The sequence below is a fragment of the Virgifigura deserti genome (genome assembly GCA_003576685.1).
Lineage (GTDB): Bacteria > Pseudomonadota > Alphaproteobacteria > Dongiales > Dongiaceae > Virgifigura > Virgifigura deserti.
Genome location: QOZR01000007.1, coordinates 54,688 through 78,755, shown reverse-complemented (window position 1 = coordinate 78,755; position 24,068 = coordinate 54,688). Strand labels below are relative to the sequence as shown.

The following is a 24,068-nucleotide window of genomic DNA, read 5'->3' as shown; positions in this document are numbered from 1 at the left end:
CATTGCCGCCGGCAGCCCGCAGAGCGTTTCATGCGCCCGACGTTATGAGTACGTAATCATCTTCTTACTTAATACACAAGCGGCCAAGAGAGAATTGAGCCCCGTTGCAATTGTCACATTAACCAAAACTACAAATCACTCGCAGCACATTCCGCCCAATCGGTCGGCGATGCTTTCAATATTGGGCATGAAAGTGCCCGACGGAGCATCAAAGTTGTAAGAGCGTACGCGTCAGAGAGCTCCAGAGAGCTAACGTGATGGGGCATCGACCTTCAGATTCCATCAGGGGCCCGCAGCAACAGAGCTCTTAAGCGCGGTGGCAACTCTGGCGGAATAGCTGAACATCGCGACGCCGGAGCTCGTCGCAGAACCAGCCTCGGCGTTGACCGAAGCAGAAAGTAGATGCTTTTTACAAACGACAAAGCGTGGCACAGCGTTGGTGAGCGGAAGGAGCATCATGCACGAGGTCAACATTCCCGAGATCATCGCCGAACTCACGGCGGTGTTTCAGCGCTATGAGCGGGCGCTCGTGACCAACAACATCTCCGAGCTCGACGCCCTATTCTGGCGCAGCCCGCTGACGATCCGTTTCGGCGCCTCGGAGAACCTTTATGGCTATGACGCGATCGCCGCCTTCCGCAAGGCCCGCTCTCCGGCTGGCCTGCAGCGAGTCCTCAGCGATACCGTGATCACTACCTTCGGGCGCGACTTCGGGACGGTGAACACTCTCTTTCACCGCGACGGCCAGAAGACGCCCGGCCGCCAGAGCCAGACCTGGATCCGAACCGAGGACGGGTGGCGGATCGTCAGCGCGCATGTCTCCTTGACCGCGGCTGGCTGATTCGCATCATGGCCAGCGGCGACGATCCGAGCAGCAGGGCGATGCAGCCGCAACGGCGATCTGCAAGAGACCACCACGGTGATCGCGGCGGCCATTGAGCAGCAGAGCGCGGCAACCAGCGAAATCAGCCGCAACACCGATGTGACGTCGCAGGAGACTCAGTCGATTACCCATGCGATCGATGCGGTTACCAGGTCGGTCAACGGCACCGACAACGCAGCTAAATCGCTGTCGGCGACCTCGGCCGCCATGCAGGAGAAGGCCGAGACCATGCGACGTGAAGTGCGGGACTTCCTGAATCGGATACGCGCCGCCTAGCTGTCGAAACGCCGAAGGTTCTCATCCGGCGCAGGGCTGCGCGGCCGGGCTCGGGCTCGGCGGCAACGAGTCCTATCCGGACGTCTTCCGGCCGTTCAACGGCTTTGCCGACGACTGCCCCGTCGAGGGCGACTATGTCGCGCTGCCGGACGCGCCCGGAATCGGCTTCGAGCGCAAGGCCGAGCTCTATGCGGTCATACGCGGCCTGAGGGGCCTGCTCCGCGCATCCCTTTCGACGCGTGCCGCAAGGCCGCCATTTGCAGGATGTTGGCAATGTCGCGTCACACCGCCGGAATATTCATATTGCAGGCGAGGGCAAGCAGGCGCTCGTCCGATCCACGCGCGCCGATCAGGCCGAGGCCAATCGCGCTGCCATCGGCCATTCCGCAGGGCAGGGTGATCTGCGGCAGGCCACCGAGCCCGGCGATGCAGGTGATCATGAGGGTCGCTCTGCGATAGGCATCCAGCACCGGGCCGGCGCTGCCGCGACGCGGAGCTCCCACCGCAACGCCCGGAACGAGCAGAACGTCGTCGCCGAGAAGGTCGTTCAGGCGCCGCGCCACATCCTGCCGGAAGGCGAGGGGCTTCGATATGTCCTCCTGGGCCAAGGCGCGGGCGGCGGCGAAGCGTTCGCGGACACCCGGGCCGAATGTCGGTCGACTCTCCTTCACCCAGTCGCCGTGAGCGAGCCATACTTCGCGTGTCTGGAGGACACGGACGGTTTCGAGCCAATCCTCCTCGCGCCCATCGAATATCGTGATTTCGCGGACGGGAGCGAGGCCCGAGACCGTCCGGCCAAGCGCATCGCGGACCGGCTCCTCGACGAGCGCGAAGGCGTCGCGTGCCAGGAGAAAACGCGGCTTGGCGGGCGTCGCGGCGATCGGCCCGAAATAGACCTCCCCGACCCGACGCAGCAGGTCGGCGTCGCGTGCGAACCAGCCGAGACAGTCGAAGGATGGTGAGAGCGGCACACCGCCGTCGAGTGGAAGCCGGCCATGCGTCGTTCGGATGCCGTGGATACCGCAATAGGCGGCCGGTATCCGGACGGATCCGCTCGTGTCGCTGCCCAGCGCGAAGTCGACCACGCCGGCCGCGACGGCGGAGGCCGAGCCGCTCGACGATCCTCCGGGGATTCGGTCAGGGTTTCTCGGGTTCAGCGGCGTCCCGTAATGCGCGTTCTCGCCCGTCAGGCTCCAGGCGATCTCATCCATCACGGTCTTGCCGGTCAGGCGGGCGCCTGCGGCGAGCAAGGCCACGATGGAGGGTGCCGTTCGTTCGGCCGGCGGGTGCGTCCGGAGCCAGTCCGGGCTACCCGCGCCCGTGATATGGCCCGCGATGTCGAGATTGTCCTTGGCCGCGAAGGCGAGGCCGCTGAGCGGTCCCTGCGCAAGGGGCTCCAGGACGATGTCGCCATGTGGGCATAACGCGCCTAGGGTCTGTCGGTCGAATACCGCTCCGGGCACCGCCATGCTCAAACGGCGTCCGGCTGGCTGTTCGGCCGCGGCGCGGTGAAGGCGTCCAGCGTCATGCAGCGTTCGAAGATGCGCATGACCGTCGGGTAATCCTCCAGCGGACAATCGAACCGCCGCGCATTGAAGATCTGCGGCACCAGGCAGACATCGGCCATCGTCACCTCCTCGCCCAGGCAAAAGGCGCCGTGCCGTTGCTCTCGGAGCAAGGAGCGCTCGAGGCTGGCAAGGCCCTCGGCGATCCAGTGCCGATACCATTCGTCACGATCGGCGTCGCTGAAGCTCCAGCGCCCCTGCAGATATTTGAGCACCCGAACATTGTTCAGGGGGTGAATTTCGCAGCCGACGATCTGGGAGAGCGACCGCACATAGGCGCGGTCGAAGGGATCCTCGGGCAGCAGCGGCGGCGCCGGATAGACCTCATCGAGATACTCGATGATCGCCAGCGACTGGGAGAGCACGTGGCCGCCGTCCACCAGCGCCGGAACCAGGCCCTGAGGGTTGACGGCGAGATAGTCGTCCCGCTTGTGCTCCATCTTCGGCAGGCTGACGAAGCGCGGGTCGTAGGCCAGCCCTTTATAGGCCAGGGCAATCCTGACGCGATAGGACGTCGACGACCGGAAGAACGTATAGAGTTCCATGACTCCTCCACCCGGAAGTGGTCTCAAGCCTTGTTGAGGATATGCTCCGGTGTGCTGGAAACCACCTCCGCATATCGCGGCACGAAGGCGGCGCCGCCGCCCTCGATATGCTGGACGAACGCCGGCTTGATCTCTTCGGCCAGGATCTTGCGAATCCGGGCATGTTCCTTGATATCGGCCCACTCGCCGAGAAGGTAGAACCGGGTCGGGTCCGCCGTGTCCCGGCAGAGCACGCCGTCCTTCACCTGCGCAGCCGACTTGTGCATCGGGTTGCCGTCCGAATAGTCGAACTCGTCGAACAGCCTGATGAACTCCTCCTCATGTCCGGGCTTCACCCGAAACTCGTAGATATGAAGAAAATTTCCCTTCTCGGCTAAGGGCACCATGACCATCAAAGCTCTCCATCCTTGTGCTGAAGCGGCGCCGCAAGTCCGGCGCGCTTTCGATAGGGTTGGTTTCCTCGGCCCGAATTCGAGCGGGCCATCGCGAATGAGAATGGGACGGTATACTGATTAATTCGGCGTGGCAATGCTCCGTTCCGCAGCCGATGCCGCAGCCAGCTTTTTGTTGAATGTCTAGGCAAACGTTGGTCGCCAGCGCTTCAAACGTCTGCTGCTCATTAATGCCGCGCGAGAGTCGGTCGCCCGGTCGCTGTTGTGCGGTGAAAAAGTCCGATGTATACTGATGAAATCGTTTAAGGGGAGGAAACCCGCAATGAAGTGGCATCGCGCCGCCATGGCCGAAGCCGTCGAAGAGGGCGGCGTCATCGCGGTGGACATCGACGGCACGCCGGTCGCCCTTTATCGACTCGACGGAAGTGTCTACGCCACGCACAACGTTTGCACCCATCAGTTCGCCCTCCTGTCGGACGGCTATCTGGAGGATGGCTGCATCGAATGTCCGCTCCATCAGGGGCGATTCGACGTTCGGACGGGCAAGGCCCTTTGTGCGCCTGTCAGCGAAGGAATACGCACCTACGCCGTTCGGGTTGAGGGTGGTGTCATCTTCGTGTCTCTCGATGCGCCCGTCTCCAGCGATGTTTCGGTGGCCGACGTGGCCTCGCCCGCCGCGGCGGCAAGCGCCGATCATGCTCGGCGATCGAGCGACGCCGGCGGCGAGCGGTTCGTCATCCTCGGCGCGGGCCAGGCGGGCGGGCGGGCGGCCGAGGCGCTTCGGGCCGCAGGCTTCGCCGGCGAGGTGGTCCTGGTGGGAGAGGAGCCCGTGCCGCCCTATGAGCGACCGCCGCTATCGAAGGAGATACTGACGGGAAAGGCGGGGGTGGAGAGCTGCGCGCTTCTGGCGGAGCCGCGGTGGCGCGAGCTCGATATCGTGCTGCGTCTTTCGACCCGCGCCGCACGGATCGACACGACGGCGCATGTCGTTGCGCTGTCCGACGGCTCTATACTTCCCTACGGCAAGCTTCTCGTCGCCACGGGCGCTCGGGCCCGCCGCCTAGCGGTGCCTGGCGCGGATCTGCCTGGCGTTCACTATTTGCGCACGCAGGCGGATGGCCTGGGGCTACGAAATGCGCTCCGCTCGGGAGCCCGCCTCGTGGTGATCGGCGGCGGCTTCATCGGGCTGGAGGTCGCCTCCAGCGCGTGCGATCTCGGCTGTGCCGTCACCGTGGTCGAGCAGGAAGCGCGAATTCTCAATCGGATTCTCCCGGCGGCGGCCGGCGACGCCATTGCCGAACGCGCCGCCGAGGCCGGCGTTCGACTCCTGACCGGCGCAAGGGTGACCGCCCTGGAGGGAACAGCCGCCGTCGAGGTGGTGCGCCTCGCGGATGGCCGACGCCTCGAGGCGGATATCGTGGTGATCGGCATCGGCGTGATTCCGAACCAGGAGCTGGCCGTCGAGGCGGGGATTGCCGCAGCCGACGGCATTCTCGTCGACGAGTACGGACAGACCTCCGCGCCGGACGTGTTCGCCGCCGGCGACGTCGCCGTCTATCCCTATCTTGTAAGGGGGCGGAGACTGCGCCTCGAATCATGGCACAACGCGCAGGAGCAGGCGATCGCCGCCGCGCGGAGCATGGCCGGCCATCTGGCGCCCTATCGCGGGACGCCCTGGTTCTGGTCGGATCAGTTCGGCGCGAACCTGCAGATGATCGGCCTGCCGCAACTCACGGACCTGGTCGCGTGCCGCAGCGATCTCGGCGGATCTTCCGCACTCTTCTTCATGAGTGAAAGCCGGCTGACGGGCGTCATCGCCTTCGATGATCCGGAGGCGATCCGCCTGGGGCGGCGGCTCATCGAAAGCGGCGCGTCGGTCGATCCCGTACGGCTTGCCGAACGCCGGACCCAATCTGGGGCGACGTCGACCGCTCCCACGCATGCGGCGCCCAGGATGGATTCGGAACCGATGGACTTGGAGCCGAAAGGCCGAGGAGACGAAACCATGATCAGCTTGCAGCAGCCGGCCGACTCGCGGAGCGACGGTCGCTCTCCTTCACAGGCTTATGTCTGGCCGGAGGAGGGCCTCGTCCGCGTGCCGGACTGGGTCTACACGGACGAGGAGATCTACCGCCGGGAGGTGGAGCGGATCTTCCATGGGCGCACCTGGAACTATGTGGCGCTGGAAGCCGAAATTCCCAATTCGGGCGACTTTACACGGTCCTTTCTCGGGCCGACCCCGATCGTCGTCACGCGAGCCGAAGACGGGTCTATTCACGTCTTCGAGAATCGCTGCGCCCATCGCGCCGCGGAGTTCTGCCGATCGCTGCGGGGCAATGCGAAGGAGTTCGTCTGCCCCTATCATCAATGGTCCTATGACCTTCGCGGCAATCTGGTCGGTGTGCCGTTTCGGCGCGGCGTCGACAACAAGGGCGGCATGCCGAAGGATTTCAGCACCGCCGACCACGGACTCCGCAAGCTGACCGTGACGACGCGTCGCGGCGTCGTCTTCGCGTCCTATGCCGAGGATATGGAGCCGCTCGAAAACTATCTCGGTCCGGACATCCTGCGCGAGTTCGACGCCACCTTCGACGGGCGCAAGCTCAAGGTGCTCGGCTATTACCGCAACACGGTACCGGGCAATTGGAAGCTCTATCACGAGAACCTGAAGGACCCTTATCACGCGACGCTGCTGCATACCTTCCTCGTGACCTTCGGGCTGCTCGTCGCCGGAAACAAGTCGGCCATGATGTGCGACGCGACGGGGCGGCACGGCGTCATGGCCTCGGCCAAGAGCGAAGGGGGCGGCGTGGACGCCGACAGGCGCAAGGAGATGCGCGCCTACCGGGAGGGAATGACGCTCAAGGAGCCGCGCCTCATCGACTATGTCGAGGAGTTCGACTCACCGTGGTCGGTGACGATGCAGACCATCTGGCCGAACCTCATCGTTCAGCGCGAGCTGAACACGCTCGGTGTGCGCCAGATCGTGCCGCAGGGTCCGAATAGCTTCGTCATGAACTGGACCATGTTCGGCTTCGAGGGCGACAGCGACGAGATGATCCGGCACCGCCTGCGGCAAGGCAACCTCATGGGGCCGGCCGGTTTCCTCGGGCTCGAGGACAACGAGGCCATGAAGTTCGTTCAGGACGGCATGCTGCGCTGTCCGGAGGGACGCCATCTCGTCGCCCTTGATCCCGACACCGAGGCCGGATCGTCCGATACGTTGATTTCCGAAGCGGCGATCCGGGCGATGTACAAGCATTGGCGTCAGGAGCTCGGACTCTGACGGCGAGGAAACGGGAGGGGTTCATGATGACGGCTCAAAAGTTTCCGGCGCCCGCGGTCGGCGTCGACGGCTTGTTCCTTCGCCTTGAGCTGGAGGCATTCAATGCCGAGTACGCCCGCGTGCTCGACGATGGCGACCTCCGCCAGTGGCCGGCCTTCTTCACCGACGACGCGACCTACGTCGTGACGGCGCGCGAGAACTATGACGCGAACCTTCCCGTCGGCCTGATCTACTGCGAAGGCAAGGGCATGATGGAGGATCGCGCTCTGGCGATCCGGGAGACGGCCATGTTCGCGCCGCGCTATCTGCGACATTACATCACCAACCTGCTGGTCGAGCCGGTCAAGGATGGCGGGACGATTCACGCCACGGCCAACTACCTCGTCCTGGAGACGCTGCTCGACAATCCGGAAGCGCATATCCATCAGACGGGCCGCTATATCGATCGCTTCGTGCGCGTGGACGGCGCGCTGCGCCTGAAGCAGCGGCACTGCGTCTATGACAATCTCATGGTGCCGACATCGCTCGTGCTGCCGATTTGAGGCGAGGCTGCAATTTTGTTTGGAGGTTTCATTTCATGTCATGCCCGGACTTGCTCCGGGCATCCAGGGGCCGCAAGGCATGATCGGCGCCAGCGTCCCTGGATTGCCGGGTCAAGCCCGGTAATGACAAAATGGAGGCTCTTCCAAGCCCGCTCATGAACGGTTCCGGCTCAGGATCGGAGAGCGAGGAGGGGCACGGTCGCCGCTCAGCTCGGGCGAAAGGTCGTCCGGCCCAGATGGTTGTTGGCGTCGATCAGGCGAATCAGCATGGTGATGAAGGCGCCCCGCTCCTCCGGGCGCAGCGGTTCCAAGAGCCGCTCCTGCGCCCGCTGCATGGCGGCGTACATCTCCTTGGTGATCCGCTCGCCCTCCGGCGTCAGTCGCGCAAGCACCATTCGGCGATCGGTCTCGCTGCGACGGCGCTCCAGAAGCCCCCGCCTGCTCAGGCGATGCAGCACGTCGGCCACATTGGTACGGTCGATTCCAAGCTCTTGGCCGAGCGAATTCTGATCGAGGTCGGGGGTGAGCGAGAGAGTCGTCAGGAGGCCATATTGCACCGGCGTAATTCCGAAATCGGCGCACTCCTCGAAGAAAAGGGCGTAATGAATCTGATGCACGCGCCGAATGAGGAATCCCGGCCGCGCCCAAAGCGGCAGACGATCGACGAGGCTGTGGGGCGCAATCGTCTGTGACTCGGCTTTCTTTTTCTTCGGCACGCGGCTCTCCATCGGTGTCCACCATCTATTTGATTACCAGTAGAACTCGCAGGATTCGCCGTCAAGGAATCTGCGGAAAATTGTCATAACGGCATGGTGGCGCTGGATGATCTTCTGAATCGGCAACACTCACATAATGAACTGATATATAATAGAAATTTTAGGGCCGCGGCCATCTGGTGCGGAATGTTTGATAATAAATCTTCCGCTGCATCGCGCAATTATCATCAGTATACCGACATTTTTTCATTGACAATGAGGGCGGAAAAAGATCGGTATACCTCCTAAATGGAATCGCCGATGGGGGTTGCCGCGGCGCATCGGGCGCGGAAGAAATCTCCCATGCCGACGGCAAAGATAAGGGCTGTTGCGCGAAAGCAGCCGCAGGGAGAGACAGGTGACGTTTCTGTCAGGAGACTCGGTCGGCTATCTGAGCGCCCATGAGGCGTCCAAGCGGCTGAGTCGGGGGGAGCTTTCGGCGCGAACGGTCGTCGAAACCCTTCTGGAGCGCATCCGGTCCACGCAGGACAGCTTGAACGCCTTCGCGACCCTTTGCGCGGACGATGCGCTTCAGGCTGCCGATGCCGCCGATGCCGCCGCTCGCGAAGGGAAGTCTCTCGGCCCGCTTCATGGCATTCCCCTCGCGGTCAAGGACATTCTCAATGTGGCCGGCGTCCGGACGGCCTGGGGCTCGCGGCTCATGGCCGACGCGATCGCGCCGGCCGACACCGTCGCGGTCACGCGGCTGAAGCAGGCGGGCGCCATCGTGCTGGGCAAGACCACGACGACCGAGTTCGCCCACTCCATGATGGGGTCTTCGCCGCTCACCGGACTGACGCGGAACCCCTGGCATCCCGATCGTACCTGCGGCGGATCCAGCGCGGGTTCGGGCGTCGCGCTCGCGGCGGGGCTCGTGCCGTTGGCGCTGGCGACCGATGCGGGCGCCTCCACACGACTGCCGGCTGCCTGCACCAACGTGGTCGGGCTGAAGCCGACGCTGGGGCTCGTGCCGCACAACCAGATTCCCGAAGGCTTCGCCAACTTCATCCATCTCGGCCTGATGGCGCGGGAGGTTCGTGACGTCGCCCTCATGCTCGACGTCGTGGCCGGTGCGCATTCCAGCGATCCGCACTCGCTGAGGGCGCCGCAGATGTCGGCGGCACAGTCTGTCGAGGAGGGCGGCGATCTTCGTGGTTTGCGGATCCTGTGCAAGCCGCTCATGGGCAACAAACGCCTGCATCGTGCCGTAGAGGCCCAGCTGTTGGCGGCGGCCGACGCGTTCCGCGACCTCGGTGCCGAGGTGGAGGTGGACGAGTCGCCCGTCGAGAATGCCGAGCCGACCTGGCGCATCCTGCAGCAGTCGAACTGGGCGGCGCGCTTCTTCGATCGGATCGACGAGATCGAGGCGAAGATCGACAGCAGCTTCGCCGCCGGCATCCGGGAGGGTGGGAGTTATAGCGGGCTCGAACTGCAGCGCGCCCTCTACAAGCGGACCGAACTGTTCCGGAAGACGCAGTCCTGGTTCGACAGTCACGATTTCGTCCTGACGCCCGTCGCGAGCGCACCGCCCCTGCGGGCCGATCATCCGGTCCTCGATCCGATCGAGATCGAGGGAGAGGTCGTGGGAGACATGCGCCGGGAATGGACGCCCTATCTCAATGCCTTCGATCTGTCCGGTCATCCGGCCGTAAGCCTTCCGGCCGGGTTCACCGAGGACGGGCTGCCTCTCGGCGTGCAACTGGCCGGGCGCTGGTATGCCGACGCCGCGCTTCTGCGCGCTGCCGCGCTCTATGAGGCTGCCTGTCCGTGGGGCAGACAGCGTCCGTCCTTGCCGTCGCGGACGAAAGCGTGATGTGGTCGCTGCGCACCATCGCGCGAGGGATCGATGGCCTCAACGAGGCGGTCGGTCGCAGCCTTACCTGGCTCATGCCGATCATCGTGCTTGTCGCGGCATCCGTGGTCGTCCTGCGCTATGCCTTCGGGATCGGCCTTCCCTGGCTCACCGAGAGCTTCATCTGGCTGCACGGCATGGTCTTCACGGTCGGCGCCGGCTATGTGCTGCTCCACGACAAGCATGTGCGCGTCGACCTCTTCTATGGCCGGCTGTCCGCACGCGCCCGCGCCGTCGTGAACATCGTGGGCGTCTGCCTGTTCCTCTGGCCGGCCATGGCGGTCATCACCTGGACCAGCCTTCCCGTGGTCACGCGCTCGTGGAATAGGCTCGAAGCCTCGCCGACGATGGACGGCCTTCCCTTCATGTATCTCCTCAAGAGCTGCCTGCTCCTGTTCTGCGTGGTCATGGCTTTGCAAGGCCTGTCGCTCGTCCTCGGCGGCGTGGCGACGCTTGCCGGACGGAGAGGCGATTCCGATGCTTGAGTCGTTCGGCGAGGCTCTCTCGCTTCTCATGTTTGCCGGAGCCTTGGCTGGCCTCCTTCTGGGTTTCCCGGTCGCCTTCTCGCTGGCCGGCGTGGCGGTGATCTTCGCCGCCATCGGCTGGTGGGTCGGCGTCTTCGATTGGGTGATCCTGTCCTCGGTCGCCGGGCGGATCGTCTCGATCATGGTCGATGAGACGCTTGTGGCGGTGCCGCTCTTCATCTTTATGGGCATCGTCCTGGAACGTTCGAAGATCGCAGAGGATCTTCTGATCACCATGGGGCAGCTCTTCGGCCGCATGCATGGCGGCCTCGGCCTGTCGGTCATCATGGTGGGTGCGCTGCTGGCGGCATCCACCGGGATCGTCGGTGCGACCGTGGTGACCATGGGGCTGATCAGCCTGCCGGCGATGATGCGGGCCAACTATTCCAAATCGCTCGCAAGTGGCGTGATCTGCGCCTCCGGGACTCTCGCCCAGCTCATCCCGCCCTCCACGGTGCTGATCCTGCTCGGTATCATGCTGCAGAACGCCAACACCCAGGCGAACCTGCGACTCGGCCGCTTCGACGCCAACATGGTCACGGTCACGGATCTCTTCGCCGCCGCGCTGATGCCCGGCCTTATCCTGGTCCTGCTTTATATGGCGTGGATGGCCATCAAGGCGCTGATGGATCCAAAAGCCTGCCCCCCGCTCATCATGACGGACGAGGAGCGGCGCACCCTGCCGTCGCGGATTCTCAAGGCGATGGTGCCGCCGCTTGCCCTGATCATCATCGTCCTGGGATCGATTCTCACCGGCATCGCGACGGCGACCGAGTCGGCGGCCATGGGGGCGCTTGGTGCCTGCGTGCTGGCCGCGCTACGCGGAAGCTTCACGCTCTCCATTCTCCGCGAGGTATCCCGGTCCTCGCTCATGATCAGCACCATGATCTTCGCGATCCTCATCGGCGCGACGATTTTCTCACTTGTGTTCCGCGGCCTCGGCGGCGAGGAGGTCGTGACCTCCCTGATCAGCGATATCCCGGGCGGCGTCATCGCGGCGACCGCGTTCGTGCTTGCGGTGATGTTCTTCCTCGGGTTCCTCATCGATACCTTCGAGATCATCTTCATCGTGGTGCCGATCTTCGCGCCCGTGCTGATCATGATGGGCGCGGACCCGCTCTGGCTCGGCGTGGCAATGGGCATTGTCCTCCAGACGAGCTATCTCACGCCGCCGTTCGGCTTCGCGATCTTCTTTCTTCAGGGCGTGGCCCCGCAACTCGGCGTGACGACGATCTATCGCGGGGTCAGTCCGTTCATCGTCATCCAACTGATGGCAGTGGTGCTGATTGGCACATTCCCTCAGTTGGTGACGTGGCTGCCGAGCATTCTTTTCTGACGTCTGGGAACCGGGCTGGCGTTTGCACCGGCAAGGAAGAGCGTAATCAACCACGGGGAGAACAGCGATGAAGCGTAGGGATTTCGTCAAGACTGCAGGTGGATTGGGGGCCGTCGGGGCTCTTGGGGCGGCATTCCCGGCTCCGGCGATTTCGCAGGATCGGAAGGAGTGGCGGCTGCAGGCGACCTGGCCGCGCAACGCCCCCCTCCTGTGGACGGGCGTGGAGGTGATCGCGGATCATGTCGCCAAGGCATCGAATGGACGCCTGACAATCAAGCTTTATGGCTCCGGTGAGATCGCGCCGCCGTTCCAGACGATGGACGCCGTGGCGGACGGAGCGGTCGAGATGGGCCACGGCTATCCCTCGTTCTGGGTCGGCAAGATACCGGCGCTGAACTTCTTCGCGCCGGTCCCCTTCGCCGTCACCACCCAGGAACAGAATGCCTGGTATCGCTGGGGCGGCGGCCAGGAGCTCGCGGACAAGGCTTATGCGGAAATGGGGGTCAAGTTCTTCCCTGGAGGGAACACCTCGGTCCAGGCGGCAGGCTGGCTCAACAAGGAGATCAACTCCATCGGTGACTTCAGAGGGCTCAAGATCCGCAGCGGCGGCCTCGGCTCGAAGGTGCTGAGCGAAGTCGGCGCGACGCCGGTGCAAATTCCCTTGGGCGAAGTGCCGCAAGCCCTGCAGTCGGGGGCCGTCGACGGTGCCGATTTCGTGGGGCCGTTCAACGACATGGCGTTCGGCCTCCACAAGGTGGCGAAATTCTACTATTGGCCCGGCTGGATGGAGCCCTGCGGCGTGCTCGACACCTTCATCAATCTCGACGCCTGGAACTCGCTGAGCGACGATCTCAAGGAGATCGTGAAGGGGGGGTGCACCGTCGCCAATGCGATCGTCGTCGATGAGTTCGTCGCCAAGAACGGCCAAGCGCTGAAGACCATGGTCGAGGAGCACGACGTACAGATTCGCATGCTGAACGACGAGACCCTGACGGAGCTCGGCCGTGTCTCAAACGATGTCGTCCAGGCGGCGGCTTCGGCCGATGCGCTGAGCCGCGAGGTCTATGATAGCCTTATGTCGTTCCGCAAGATGGTGCTGCCATACACCAATCTGACGGAGCTTGCGTTCATGCAGGCGCGCAAGCTGGACTTCCCTTACGGCGCTTGACGGGCGGCGCTTAACGGGACGATCGGGAAATGGGTGAGCGGCCGGTCGGTCGCTCACCCGTCCGCGGCAGGTAGTTCGAAGAGGCAAGATCGTGGGATCGCAGGGTATCGGCGCAAGGGTGCGCAGAAAGGAAGACGATCGGCATTTGCACGGCCGCGGACGCTTCGTCGGCGACATGACGATGCCGGGGCTGCGCGAGGTCGCCTTCCTGCGGAGTCCCGTCGCGCATGGCCGCCTGGGCGCTGTCCGGAAGCCTGCCGGGCAGGAGCATCTGGTCTTCACGAGCGCCGACATGGACGGTGTTCGGCCGATCCTCGCCAAGTCCGGGATCCCGGGCTTCAAGATTTCCGACTACCCCGCGCTCGCCAAGGACAAGGTGCGCTTCGTGGGCGAAGCCGTCGCAATGTGCGTTGCCCGGACCCGCGCGGAAGCCGAGGACTTGGCCGAGTCGGTCGAAATCGAGATCGAGGAGCTTCTGGCGGTCGTCGACAGCCTGGCCGCCCGCGAGCCGCAGGCGCCGCTGGTGCACGAGTCCTGGGGCGACAACCTGTTCCTCGAGACCGTCGCCAATGGCGATATAGACGATATCGTTAAGCGCGCTCCCATCGTGGTCAAACGCGAATATCGGACCGCGCGGCAGTGCATGCATCCGATGGAGGGGAAGGGCGTCCTCGCTTATTGGGACCACCAAGCCGGGCAGCTTGTGGTCTGTTCCTCGACCCAGGTGCCCCACATGATCCGGACCGGCCTCTCCGAGTGCCTCGGCATCGAGCAGCGCCTGATCCGCGTGGTGCCGCCCGACGTCGGCGGAGGCTTCGGCTATAAATGCGTGCTCCAGCCGGAAGAGGTCTGCGTCGCGTGGCTGGCGCTCACGCAGAAGCGCCCGTTCCGCTGGGTCGAGGATCGGCGCGAGCATCTGACGGCCGGCGCGAACACGCGCCAGCATCATTATTCCGTGACCGCCTATGCCGACGAGCGCGGACGTCTGCTGGCCCTGGATGCCGAGGTGACGATCGACGTCGGCGCCTATTCGGTATGGCCCTTCACGGCCGGGCTGGAAGCGGCGCAGGCAGGGGGAAATCTCCCCGGGCCGTATGATTTCAGGGGCTATCGGTGCCGGACCTATTCGGTCGCGACCAACAAGCCGCCCTTCACGCCCTATCGCGGCGTCGCCCGGACGGGCGTCTGCTTCGCGATCGAACTGACCATCGACGCCATCGCCCGCGCGGTGGGGCGCGAGCCCGCCGAGGTGCGCGAGGAGAACCTCGTTCAGGCGCGCGACATGCCCTACGACAACGTCACCAACAAGCATTACGACAGCGGCAACTATCCGGAGTCGCTGCGCCGCGCGGTTCGGATGATCGACCTTCCGGGCGTCCGTGCACGCCAGAAAAGGGGAGAGCCCGACGGCCAGCTCGTCGGCGTCGGCTTCTCCACCTTCACGGAGCAGTCCGCGCACGGTACGAAGGTCTTCGCCGCCTGGGGCATCCCGCTGGTCCCTGGCTATGAGCAGGCCACGGCGCGGCTCACGCCCGATGGCGGGCTGGAGCTGCGCGCCGGCATCCACACCATCGGCCAGGGGTTGGAGACGACACTGTCCCAGGTGGCGAGCGAGATTCTCACGCTCCCGGTCGACCAGATCCAGGTGGTGCTCGGCGATACGGCCCTGACACCCTACTCGACCGGCGCCTATGCCTCGCGCGGCATGGTCATGGCGGGGGGCGCGGTGTCCCGGTCCTGCGAGGAGCTGGCCCGGCGAATCCGACATATCGCGGCGCATCTCATGCAATGCGAGGCCGAGGAGGTGGAACTGCGCGACGGCAAGATCTTCGGCCGCAACGCCAGCATCTCTTTCGCCGAGGTGGGACGGGCCTGGTATCTGCGGCCGGAGCAGCTTCCGGACGACGTCGATACCATGGGGCTCGAGGTGACCGAGGGCTTCCGCCCCCAGGTCGATACCGGCGCCTTCACCTATGCGACGCACGCGGCGGTGGTCGCGGTGGATCCCGACACCGGACTGACGCGCATCCTCGACTACATCATCGTCGAGGATTGCGGCCGCATGGTGAACCCGATGATCGTCGAGGGACAGACCTTCGGCGGCACGGCGCAGGGCATCGGCACCGCGCTGTTCGAGGAGTCGACTTATGACGGCGCCGGACAGCCGCTTGCCTCGACCTTGATGGACTACCTGCTGCCGGGGCCGGCCGAGCTGCCCGCGATGCGCATCGGCCATATGGAGACGCCGTCGCCCTATACGGCGCATGGGATCAAGGGCGTGGGCGAAGGCGGGGCGATCGCGCCGCCTGGTGCCGTGGTGAACGCGATCAACGACGCCCTGCGATCGCTCGGCGCCGAGATCGCGGAGATCCCGGCGACGCCGCGGCGGGTCCTGGATGCCATCCTGGCGGCCAAGGCGCGCCCGAAGTCGGAAGAGGTCGCGCGACCGTGAAGCCCGTAGCCTTCGATTACGAACGTGCCGGCAATCTCGAGGAGGCCGTCGCCCTGCTGAGGCGGGCTGACGCCGGCGCCAAGCTCGTGTCCGGCGGCCAATCCCTTGGGCCAATGCTCAATCTGCGTTTGGTGCGACCCGAACTGTTGATCGACGTCAGGCGGCTCCAATCCCTTCGCCGGGTCGAGGAGTCCGACGACCGGATCCTGTTCGGCGCCGCGCTCACCCATGCCGAGTTCGAGGACGGCGAGGTGCCGGATCCGACCGGCGGCCTGATGCGGCATGTCGCGGGCGGCATCGCCTACCGCGCGGTGCGCAACAGGGGGACCATCGGCGGAAGTCTCGCCCATGCCGATCCCGCCGCGGACTGGCTGTCTGCCCTGACCGCCGTCGATGCCGCCGTCCAGGTCCGCAGCCAAGCCGGCGAGCGTGTCATCTGTCTTTCGGATTTCGTGCTGGGCGCCTTCACGACGGCGCTTGCCGAGGACGAGATGATCGAAGCGGTCGCCGTACCCAGGCTGTCGGCCGCAAGCGCCTGGGGCTATCACAAGATCTGCCGCAAGGCGGGCGAGTTCGCGGACGCCATCGGCGCCGTGGTCGTCGACCCCGAGCGCCGCTACTGCCGCGTCGTCATGGGCGCCGTCGACGGGCCGCCGGTGCTGCTGGAGGAGATGGCGGAGGCGCTGGCCGCCGGCGGCGCGGAAGCCGGCCTGGCGAAGCTAGATGCGGCCGTCGAGGTGGCGCTGCCGGAGGCGGCGCCGGCGGCGCGGCAGCTTCATGCCGTTGCGGTGCGCCGGGCGATTGGACAGGTATACGGACGATGAAGCAGGTCTCCCTGACGGTGAACGGCGAAGCGGTGACCGCGGCGGTCGAGCCGCGCACGCATCTCGCCGATTTTCTCCGCTCGGACCTCGGCTTGACCGGTACGCATCTCGGTTGCGAACAGGGCGTCTGCGGCGCCTGCACGGTCATGATCGACGGCAAGCCGATGCGGTCCTGCATCACCTACGCTGTCGCCTGTGACGGCAGCGAGGTACGGACTATCGAAGGCTTCGACGGCGACCCGTTGATGGGGCGCCTGCGCGAGGCCTTCTCGACGCATCATGGCCTGCAATGCGGCTTCTGCACCCCTGGAATGCTCATCACCTCGCGGGACATCGCCGGCCGGCTGGACGGTCCCGACGAAGCCCGCATTCGCCTCGAGTTGAGCGGCAATCTGTGCCGCTGCACCGGCTATGTCGGCATCGTCGAGGCGGTCAAGAGCGTTCTTGCCGAAGGAAGAACGGTCCCCGCCGACATTGCGGTCAAGCCTCGGCGGGCGGCAGGTCCGGCGACGTTCGAGCGCCGGTCGGACGGCGCGCCGTCGAAACCGTCGCCTGCGCCGCAGCAGGCCGAGCTCGCGACACGGGCGACCGATCGCAAGAACTGGACGGTGCTGGCCGAGAGCTTCGATGTACCGCATTCTCCGGATGACGTCTGGGCCCTGATGCAGGACGTACCCGACGTCGCCGGCTGCATGCCGGGGGCCGAGGTGGTGGAATTCGACGGGCGCCGGCTTCGGGGCCGTGTCCGCGTCAAGTTCGGCCCGATCTCTGCCGCGTTCGAAGGCGAGGGCACCGTCGACTCCGATGCCGCGGCGAAGCAGGGCACGATCTCCGGCGAGGGGGCGGACCGGCGGAGCAACTCGCGCGCCAAGGGCCTCGTAACCTACAGGCTCGTACCGGAACAGGGCGGCAGGGCGACACGCGTCGAGGTGCAGGTGGAGTTTCAGCTCACCGGCATGCTCGCCCAGTTCTCGCGCTCGGGGCTGGTGAAGGACTTCGCCCATCGGCTCACCGCCGACTTCGCGCGGAACCTCTCCCTGCGCCTTTCCGGCGAGGGGGGCTCCGCGCTTCCGGCCGGCGAGACGAAGGAGGTCAACGCCATTGCCTTGATCTTCTCGGTGCTCTGGCGGCGACTCAAATCGCTCCTGAAGGGCTAGGGGTAAACCCCGATCGGATAAGTAGCTATGCCTGGTGAGGCGATGATCGGCGGTCTCCTGTATCCGAGTGGATCTCGATAATTTTGATCGTCCCGTGAAGCCGGGACCCGTCTAATCCTGCGCCTCAATGCGCAGATTGTTCATCTTTGTCGTCAGTTCACATCGAACGCCCCGCGGGTCATAGGTGATCCGTACCTCGCCTCGGAAATCATCGGCGAGCGCATGCTCGATCAATCGAGAGCCGAAGCCGCGACGATCAGGCTTCGACACGACGGGTCCGTCCTGCTCGATCCACAGGAGACGAAACGCTTCTTCGGTCTCCGGCGCGCCGATTTGCCAGGAGACAATCACCCGTCCCCGGTCGACAGACAGCGCTCCGTACTTGATCGCGTTCGTTGCAAGCTCGTTTATAGCCAAGGCGAGCGACAGCGACTGCCTGGCCGCCAGAGTGAGAGGCGGACCTTCTATGGAAATTTGCCCACACCCAATCCGATGGGGCGACAGCGCATCTTCGATCACCGCTTGAATTGGCGCGCCGCTCCAACTGGATTGGGTGAGCGTCCCATGTACGTGCCCAAGTGCAGCGATCCGCTGCATCAGCGTGCTTTGCGCATCTTCCTTTGTCACCGCGGATTGGAATGTTTGATTGGCGATGGCGGAAACCATCGCAAGCGTATTCCTGATCCGGTGCTCAAGCTCTGCGTTGAGGAGCTGCGCGTTCTTCTCGGCTTGAACTTTTCCTGTCGTTTCAATGACCGTGTCGATCATTCCTGCGATACGGCCTGTTTCATCGCGGATAGGGCTGTAGCAAAATGTGAAATAGGCCTGCTCTGGATAACCGTGCCGCTCGATAACGAGCGGGAAGTCTTCGATAAACGTCGCTTCGCCCGCATACGCCTTTTCGGCGATTGGACCAATGATGTCCCAGGCCTCGTGCCAAACGGCCTGGAACGATCTGCCCAGAGCTTCCGGCTTGTCGCCCAGGATAGGCCGGAATGCATCATTGTAGAGGGTAACAAGCTCGGGGCCCCAAACGATGCATTTGGGAAACCTCGAACTAAGCATCATTCCAACCGCTATCCTGAGTGATGCGGGCCAGCCGTCGAGAGGGCCAAGAGAATTGGACACCCAATCATATGCTCGAATGGCAGCCGCCATTGCGCCTCCGCCGTCCAGGAAATGCTTTGCGTCGACCTCGATCAATTCTGTGCTCCAGTTGGCGTGATCTGCCCAGATTCTTCGGACCACTCTTAACTTGAGAGAATGGCCCCCGGCTGCTGCTGATGTGGTGCAACGGGCCGGGGTGCGAAGGCCCGATGTACCGCCGTGTCCCGGCCCGTTGCATGCATGGACGCTGCAATCTCTTTGGCGATGAACTCCGCCGGCGTGAGATAGCCCAGACTCGAATGCGGCCGGACCTCGTTGTAGTGCCACCGCCACCCCTCAAGCACGACCCGGGCCTCCTTGGGAATCCCCTCCCGATTCAATCAGGTCACAACCTGCTCTCGGAGCCTCCACGAAACTGAGGGACCGCGAACACCTGCCAGTCGGCGTCCAGACGCTCCAACGTGCAGTGGTGCGCGTGCATGACTTCGCTCATCTGCTGATAATTGCACTGCGCCAACGCGTAGCTGCAAAGCGCGACGATGCGCCGGTCGTTGAAGCGCGCGGTCACGGCCTGTTCGTACTCCATGAACGTCGACCAGTCGCCCGGCGTGACGAAGCTCGTATTCCCGGCGATGCGAAGGCCGTTGTGGCCCTCGGCGAGCGCGCGCTCTTCCTCCTCGAGCCATAACTGTACCAAGTCGAGTCCCTTCAACCGCGCCGAGTCGAGGATGTGAAGCGCACCCGCCTGGATGGCGTCGTCGACGCTGTCCCACGCGCCGCGCAGCGCCTGAACGGCTTCGCGCGCCGGCAGCGGCGGCGCAGTAACCCAGAGGCAGCGCTCGTTGCCGCGCAGCCCCGCGACAGAGTACGGCACCAGCGCCGCAACGAGCTGGTCGCGGTTGCTATAAAAGTGGCAGGCGTGCATCCCGAAAGGGACGCGGTCGATTCCCGGCAAGCCGCAACGCGTGATATGGGAGAGGTTCTCCATGGTCAGCGCAGAACGTCTTTGGTGTTGGTGACGAGAAGACAGGTGCAGCCCGTCTCGCTCCAGACGCGCTCGTCGCCCGCTCCAGGCGCACCGTAGTTGTAGTCGCCCGGAAAGAGCTTGCGCTCGTCGATCCACAGCTCACCGTCGAGGAGATGCAGCTCTTCTACGCCCGCATGCGTATGCGCTGGGTAACTCGCGCCGGGCGCGAGGCGTACCAGCATGCTGACCCGGTGCCTTTCCGCGTCGGTCGCGAGCAGCTTGCATTCGATCCCGGGCGCGACCTGTTCCCATTCCGGCTCGGACCACCGCCGCGCCGGCGGCGGCACTGGTTGCTTCCCGGTCTCCTCGGCGATGCGAAGCGCAAGGCGCGCCTGCAGCGATGAAGTCGGACGCAGCACATCGGTGGGCCAGGAGACGAACCGATTGACCACCGGGCGGAGGCTCTCCAGCTCGCGCTGGCAATCCAGGCACGAGGCGATGTGCGCCTGGATCGCGGGCACTTCGCTCGTAGGCAGGACCTGCAGGGCATAGGCGCACGCCAGCTCGGCCCTTTCGCAACGGTTCAGGTTTGGGCTCGGGCTCATTGGCTTATGGCGGAATCCCCGCCAAGACCGGACGTCCGAGCGGCGGCAAGCGGGATTGGCGACTGCCGATGGGCGAGCACGATGTCCACGGCCCGGAGGAGGGGGGCGGGCGCGTGATGGAGATCGGCCATGAGCTTACCCAGCAACGACTGGGCGATGCCTAGGGGGCACGGCTAGCTGCTTCTCTCCGCCCACGAATTCGGCGGCGGTCTGCAGCAATTTCACCGCAGTCGAGTTCATCGATTGTCCGATGTAGGGGGAATGCGAGGTTTGCATACCCCTAAAACGTCAAATGCGAGCTTTTGGATTGGCCCGAGGTGGTGGCGGGACGAAAGGAGCGCCCTCAGCCGGCCGGCGGCGTTCTCGATCTCGATGGTGCCAAAGTATTTCTTACGCGTGGGCGCCCACGCCGACGACCGGCGCGGACGGGTGGTCGCCGTATGGGCGCATCATGCGCCCCGAAGCGCTCCAACTGGGGCGCTTCAGCGAAGGGTATCTTTGGTGCTGGTGACGAGAACGCAGGTGCAGCCTGTCTCGCTCCAGACGCGCTCGTCGCCCGCTCCAGGCGCACCGTAGTTGTAGTCGCCCGGAAAGAGCTTGCGCTCGTCGATCCACAGCTCACCGTCAAGGAGATGCAACTCTTCCACGCCCGCATGCGTATGCGCTGGGTAGCTCGCGCCGGGGGCGAGGCGGACCAGCATGCTGACCCGGTGCCTTTCCGCGTCGGTCGCGAGCAGCTTGCATTCGATCCCGGGCGCGACCTGTTCCCAGTCCGGCTCGGACCACCGCCGCGCCGGCGGCGGCACTGGTTGCTTCCCGGTCTCCTCGGCGATGCGAAGCGCAAGGCGCGCCTGCAGCGATGAGGTCGGACGCAGCACATCGGTGGGCCAGGAGACGAACCGATCGATCACCGGGCGGAGGCTCTCCAACTCGCGCTGGCAATCCGGGCACGAGGCGATATGGGCTTCGGCCGCGGCAACCTCGCTCGCCGCTAACGCCTGAGCGGCGTACGCGCACGTTACCTCGCTCTGCTCGCAGCGGTCCCTATGGAACGTACTCATGGCTTCCCCGCTTCCGCGGTCAGCGTGTGTCGCAGCTTGTGCAGTCCTGAACGAATACGCGTCTTGATGGTGCCGAGCGGCTGATTCAGCCGCGCCGCGGCTTCGGCATGCGTAAGCCCGGCGAAGAACGTCGTTTCGATCGCCTGGCGCTCGTCCGGCGTGAGCGCCGCCAATGCCGCGCGCAGCGACTCGCCCTGCTCGCGCAGCTCGAGCACGTCGCGCGGATCGGCAGCTACCTCGGCCAGCGGCTGCACATCGCCGCCGTGGCTGCGCTTCTTTCGGCTCTCGAAGCGCAGGCGGTCGATCGCCCGCGAGCGCGCCTGGTTCATGATCCAGCCGAGCACGGTGCCGTTCGCGGTGTCGTAACGCGACGCGCGCCGCCAGACGTCGTGGAAGACGTCGATGGTGAGCTCTTCAGCAGTTTCCCGGTTGGCTGTGATTCGCATGATCAAAGTGAAGACGATGCGATGAGCCATCTCGTAGAGCGCATGCAGCGCGAGCTGGTCGCCCACGGCAATCGATTGGACGAGCATCGCCCAGTCCTGCTCTGGCACCGGAGCCTTGGACTTGGCATACAGCACGTCGCCCAGTGTTGCCGGCGACTTTTGCGTACCTTCTTTGGCCATGACCGACTGATTCGCCATTGACCGAGATCTTGCAAGATTCTTTGCCGGTCAATCAAGGTCAACGATGGAAGGTACGCGCTTTTCCCTCACCTGAAGCCGCTAGCCCGTCTGCGGCTTTAGCACCGAACGCCGGTCCCCGCCCATCGGCCGCGGTCGCGTACAACCGCTGCTCCTATAGATCTGCAGCCATTTGACAGCGCTTGACTCCCTCACCCGATACCGCCGTGTCCCGGCTCGTTGCATGCACGGACGCTGCAATCTCTTTGGCGATGAACTCAGCCGGCGTGAGATATCCCAGGCTCGAATGCGCCCGGACCTCGTTGTAGTGCCGCCGCCACCCCTCGATCACGACCCGGGCCTCCTTGGGAATCTCCTCCCGATAATCCCTGGTCCGAAATACCGAGGGCAGGTCAGGCGCAGGCGAGATTCGCAAGCGCACCTTAATGAAATCCAAAACGAATCGCACGGCAATAGCCTACAGACTGATCCCGAGCCGGGATCGGTCATAGACAAGCCAAGGGAGGCAAAACAGCGCCCGTGGCCGCCGCAGTAAGGGTGCGGCTTCCTGCGTTGCACCGCCTTTGCTTTCGAAGGGTTTGTCGCTTGACCGACGGATATCGATGCTGAATGCTCGGCGCCGCACCGTCGAAACTGCTCCCGCTCCTGTCCCATGAAAATCTTCATTGCTGGGCTCGATACCGAGACCAACACTTTTGTTCCCATCCCGACCGGTCATCAGTCCTTCGCCGAAGCCTTCATCGCTCACGGTGACGCCACGCGGCGGCCGGAGAACTACTGCTCGGCGCAGCTTTACGTCTGGCGGCGGCGCGCCGAAGAGCGCGGCTGGAACGTGGCCGAGGGCCTGTGCGCCTTTGCCGAGCCCGGCGGCACGACCGTGCGCCGTGCCTATGAAGCGTTCCGTGACGAGATCCTCGAAGATCTCCGGCGGGCGATGCCGGTGGACATGGTCCTGCTCGCCCTGCATGGCGCGATGGTGGCGGAAGGCTATGATGATTGCGAGGGCGACGTCCTTGCACGCGTGCGCGAGATCGTGGGGCCCGACGTGCCGGTCGGTGCGGAGCTCGACCTGCATTGTCACATCACCGATGCGATGATTCATCACGCGACGGCGCTGGTCGCCTATAAGGAATATCCGCATGTCGATATCCCGGATCGCGCCGAGGAGCTGTTTTCGCTCATCGCCGATGCGGCCGAGGGCAAGACGAAGCCGGTCATGGCGGCCTTCGACTGCCGCATGATCAACACCTTCCGCACGACGGAACAGCCGCTGCGCGGCTTCGTCGATCGGATGGCCGCCCTGGAAGGCAGGGACGGCGTGCTTTCGGTGTCGTTCGGACACGGCTTTCCCTGGGGCGACGTCGCCGATGTCGGGGCCAAGACCCTGGTCGTCACGGATAATGATCGGGAGAAGGCTGCTGCCCTGGCCCGGACGCTCGGCGAGGAACTGTTCCGGATGCGGCACGAGATTACACCGCATTTCCTGACGATCGACGAGGCGCTCGACATCGCGTTGGCCGAACAAGCCGGGCCAATCGTCATTGCCGATGTTTCCGACAATGCCGGCGGCGGCGCGCCGGGCGACTCGACCTTTTTCCTGAAGCGCATCCTCGAGCGCGGGATCACCGATATCGCAACTGGATTCTACTGGGACCCCGTGGCGGTGCGCTTCTGCATGGAGGCGGGCGAAGGGGCAAGCTTCGATCTGCGGATCGGCGGCAAATGCGGCACGGCGTCCGGCGATCCGGTCGACCTCCGCGTCACGGTGAAGGGGCTGGCGGAAACGATTACCCAGCGCTTCGGCCATGCGCCGGACGACATGGGGCCATCCGCTTGGGTCGTCGCGGACGGCGTGGACCTGGTCCTCACCACGCTCCGCACCCAGGTCTTCCATCCGGAGGGCATGACCAAGCTCGGCCTGGACCCGACGCGGCGCAAGATCGTCGTGGTGAAGTCGACGCAGCATTTTCACGCCGGGTTCGCACCGATCGCCAAGCGCATCCTCTACGCCGCGCCGCTGGGCGCGCTGCAGCCCGTCTTCGACGCGATCCCCTATACCAAGCTCACGCGCCCGGTCTGGCCGCTGGCGGAGGATCCGTTTGCCGGCTGATCCGGGAGCGGATTGAG

The 24,068-nt window shown here is 64.7% G+C and carries 22 protein-coding genes and 2 pseudogenes; 13 read left to right on the top strand and 11 right to left on the bottom strand.

The window, feature by feature from the left end:
• Nucleotides 1–457: 457 nt before the first annotated feature.
• On the top strand, nucleotides 458–841 hold the full coding sequence (gene hpxZ, locus DT069_RS13480) for an oxalurate catabolism protein HpxZ (protein WP_119460837.1): 384 nt from the start codon (nucleotides 458–460) through the stop codon (nucleotides 839–841).
• Nucleotides 842–919: 78 nt separating this feature from the next.
• Nucleotides 920–1,159, top strand: a complete 240-nt coding sequence (locus DT069_RS13475; protein WP_119460836.1) for a hypothetical protein — start codon at nucleotides 920–922, stop codon at nucleotides 1,157–1,159.
• Between the two features lie 281 nt (nucleotides 1,160–1,440).
• Here the strand turns inward: DT069_RS13475 and DT069_RS13465 are convergent, their stop codons facing one another.
• From DT069_RS13465 to DT069_RS13455, 3 genes are read right to left on the bottom strand one after another with little or no spacing between them, the layout of a single operon-like run.
• Complete coding sequence (locus DT069_RS13465) at nucleotides 1,441–2,628, bottom strand: amidase (protein WP_119460835.1); 1,188 nt, start codon at nucleotides 2,626–2,628, stop codon at nucleotides 1,441–1,443.
• 2 nt (nucleotides 2,629–2,630) lie between these two features.
• Complete coding sequence (gene maiA, locus DT069_RS13460) at nucleotides 2,631–3,269, bottom strand: maleylacetoacetate isomerase (protein ID WP_119460834.1); 639 nt, start codon at nucleotides 3,267–3,269, stop codon at nucleotides 2,631–2,633.
• Nucleotides 3,270–3,292: 23 nt separating this feature from the next.
• Nucleotides 3,293–3,661: a putative quinol monooxygenase gene (locus tag DT069_RS13455; protein ID WP_119460833.1), complete on the bottom strand. Its 369-nt coding sequence runs from the start codon at nucleotides 3,659–3,661 to the stop codon at nucleotides 3,293–3,295.
• 322 nt (nucleotides 3,662–3,983) lie between these two features.
• Between DT069_RS13455 and DT069_RS13450 the strand changes: the two genes are divergently transcribed.
• The gene (locus DT069_RS13450; protein ID WP_119460832.1) at nucleotides 3,984–6,947 is read left to right on the top strand and encodes an FAD-dependent oxidoreductase; all 2,964 of its coding nucleotides are present in this window, start codon (nucleotides 3,984–3,986) and stop codon (nucleotides 6,945–6,947) included.
• 23 nt (nucleotides 6,948–6,970) lie between these two features.
• Entirely contained in the window at nucleotides 6,971–7,489 is a 519-nt protein-coding gene (locus tag DT069_RS13445; RefSeq protein WP_425450223.1) for an aromatic-ring-hydroxylating dioxygenase subunit beta, read from the top strand.
• 206 nt (nucleotides 7,490–7,695) lie between these two features.
• Here DT069_RS13445 and DT069_RS13440 read toward each other — a convergent pair whose 3' ends face one another.
• Nucleotides 7,696–8,205 carry a MarR family winged helix-turn-helix transcriptional regulator gene (locus DT069_RS13440; RefSeq protein WP_425450222.1) on the bottom strand — a complete coding sequence of 170 codons (510 nt, stop codon included), beginning with the start codon at nucleotides 8,203–8,205 and terminating at the stop codon, nucleotides 7,696–7,698.
• 397 nt (nucleotides 8,206–8,602) lie between these two features.
• Between DT069_RS13440 and DT069_RS13435 the strand changes: the two genes are divergently transcribed.
• The 7 genes from DT069_RS13435 to DT069_RS13405 all read left to right on the top strand — a co-directional run bounded on the left by DT069_RS13435 (nucleotide 8,603) and on the right by DT069_RS13405 (nucleotide 17,557).
• The gene (locus DT069_RS13435) at nucleotides 8,603–10,057 is read left to right on the top strand and encodes an amidase (RefSeq protein WP_162913184.1); all 1,455 of its coding nucleotides are present in this window, start codon (nucleotides 8,603–8,605) and stop codon (nucleotides 10,055–10,057) included.
• Nucleotides 10,012–10,581: a TRAP transporter small permease subunit gene (locus DT069_RS13430; RefSeq protein ID WP_162913183.1), complete on the top strand. Its 570-nt coding sequence runs from the start codon at nucleotides 10,012–10,014 to the stop codon at nucleotides 10,579–10,581. The genes DT069_RS13435 and DT069_RS13430 overlap by 46 nt, the downstream gene beginning before the upstream one ends.
• Entirely contained in the window at nucleotides 10,574–11,956 is a 1,383-nt protein-coding gene (locus tag DT069_RS13425; RefSeq protein ID WP_119460828.1) for a TRAP transporter large permease, read from the top strand. The genes DT069_RS13430 and DT069_RS13425 overlap by 8 nt, the downstream gene beginning before the upstream one ends.
• A gap of 67 nt (nucleotides 11,957–12,023) precedes the next feature.
• Nucleotides 12,024–13,124 carry a TRAP transporter substrate-binding protein gene (locus tag DT069_RS13420; RefSeq protein ID WP_119460827.1) on the top strand — a complete coding sequence of 367 codons (1,101 nt, stop codon included), beginning with the start codon at nucleotides 12,024–12,026 and terminating at the stop codon, nucleotides 13,122–13,124.
• A gap of 91 nt (nucleotides 13,125–13,215) precedes the next feature.
• Entirely contained in the window at nucleotides 13,216–15,576 is a 2,361-nt protein-coding gene (locus tag DT069_RS13415; RefSeq protein ID WP_425450221.1) for a xanthine dehydrogenase family protein molybdopterin-binding subunit, read from the top strand.
• A complete protein-coding gene (locus DT069_RS13410) occupies nucleotides 15,573–16,400 on the top strand; it encodes an FAD binding domain-containing protein (protein ID WP_119460826.1) in 828 nt (275 codons plus the stop codon). The genes DT069_RS13415 and DT069_RS13410 overlap by 4 nt, the downstream gene beginning before the upstream one ends.
• Complete coding sequence (locus DT069_RS13405) at nucleotides 16,397–17,557, top strand: xanthine dehydrogenase family Fe-S subunit (protein WP_119460825.1); 1,161 nt, start codon at nucleotides 16,397–16,399, stop codon at nucleotides 17,555–17,557. Before DT069_RS13410 ends, DT069_RS13405 begins: the two co-directional genes overlap by 4 nt.
• Before the next feature lie 111 nt (nucleotides 17,558–17,668).
• On the opposite strand, the gene DT069_RS13400 is transcribed toward DT069_RS13405, so the two are convergent.
• The 4 genes and pseudogenes from DT069_RS13400 to DT069_RS13385 all read right to left on the bottom strand — a co-directional run bounded on the left by DT069_RS13400 (nucleotide 17,669) and on the right by DT069_RS13385 (nucleotide 20,236).
• Nucleotides 17,669–18,760: a sensor histidine kinase gene (locus tag DT069_RS13400; protein ID WP_425450220.1), complete on the bottom strand. Its 1,092-nt coding sequence runs from the start codon at nucleotides 18,758–18,760 to the stop codon at nucleotides 17,669–17,671.
• Nucleotides 18,761–18,936: 176 nt separating this feature from the next.
• Nucleotides 18,937–19,020 (bottom strand): annotated as a pseudogene (locus tag DT069_RS13395) (integrase core domain-containing protein); the annotation flags it as partial.
• 29 nt (nucleotides 19,021–19,049) lie between these two features.
• Nucleotides 19,050–19,652, bottom strand: coding sequence for an MEDS domain-containing protein (locus DT069_RS13390; RefSeq protein ID WP_119460824.1), 603 nt, complete (start codon nucleotides 19,650–19,652; stop codon nucleotides 19,050–19,052).
• A gap of 2 nt (nucleotides 19,653–19,654) precedes the next feature.
• The gene (locus DT069_RS13385; protein WP_119460823.1) at nucleotides 19,655–20,236 is read right to left on the bottom strand and encodes a cupin domain-containing protein; all 582 of its coding nucleotides are present in this window, start codon (nucleotides 20,234–20,236) and stop codon (nucleotides 19,655–19,657) included.
• Between DT069_RS13385 and DT069_RS24645 the strand changes: the two genes are divergently transcribed.
• Nucleotides 20,236–20,400 carry a hypothetical protein gene (locus DT069_RS24645; RefSeq protein WP_162913182.1) on the top strand — a complete coding sequence of 55 codons (165 nt, stop codon included), beginning with the start codon at nucleotides 20,236–20,238 and terminating at the stop codon, nucleotides 20,398–20,400. The two genes, DT069_RS13385 and DT069_RS24645, sit on opposite strands and share 1 nt — an antisense overlap.
• A 318-nt stretch (nucleotides 20,401–20,718) precedes the next feature.
• On the opposite strand, the gene DT069_RS13380 is transcribed toward DT069_RS24645, so the two are convergent.
• The 3 genes and pseudogenes from DT069_RS13380 to DT069_RS24960 all read right to left on the bottom strand — a co-directional run.
• Complete coding sequence (locus tag DT069_RS13380; RefSeq protein ID WP_119460822.1) at nucleotides 20,719–21,297, bottom strand: cupin domain-containing protein; 579 nt, start codon at nucleotides 21,295–21,297, stop codon at nucleotides 20,719–20,721.
• Entirely contained in the window at nucleotides 21,294–21,941 is a 648-nt protein-coding gene (locus DT069_RS13375; RefSeq protein WP_119460821.1) for a sigma-70 family RNA polymerase sigma factor, read from the bottom strand. Before DT069_RS13375 ends, DT069_RS13380 begins: the two co-directional genes overlap by 4 nt.
• Nucleotides 21,942–22,132: 191 nt before the next feature.
• A pseudogene (locus DT069_RS24960) lies at nucleotides 22,133–22,320 on the bottom strand (integrase core domain-containing protein); the annotation flags it as partial.
• 273 nt (nucleotides 22,321–22,593) lie between these two features.
• On the opposite strand from DT069_RS24960, the gene DT069_RS13365 reads away from it, so the two are divergent.
• The gene (locus DT069_RS13365) at nucleotides 22,594–24,051 is read left to right on the top strand and encodes a M81 family metallopeptidase (RefSeq protein WP_119460820.1); all 1,458 of its coding nucleotides are present in this window, start codon (nucleotides 22,594–22,596) and stop codon (nucleotides 24,049–24,051) included.
• The last annotated feature ends 17 nt before the right edge of the window (nucleotides 24,052–24,068 follow it).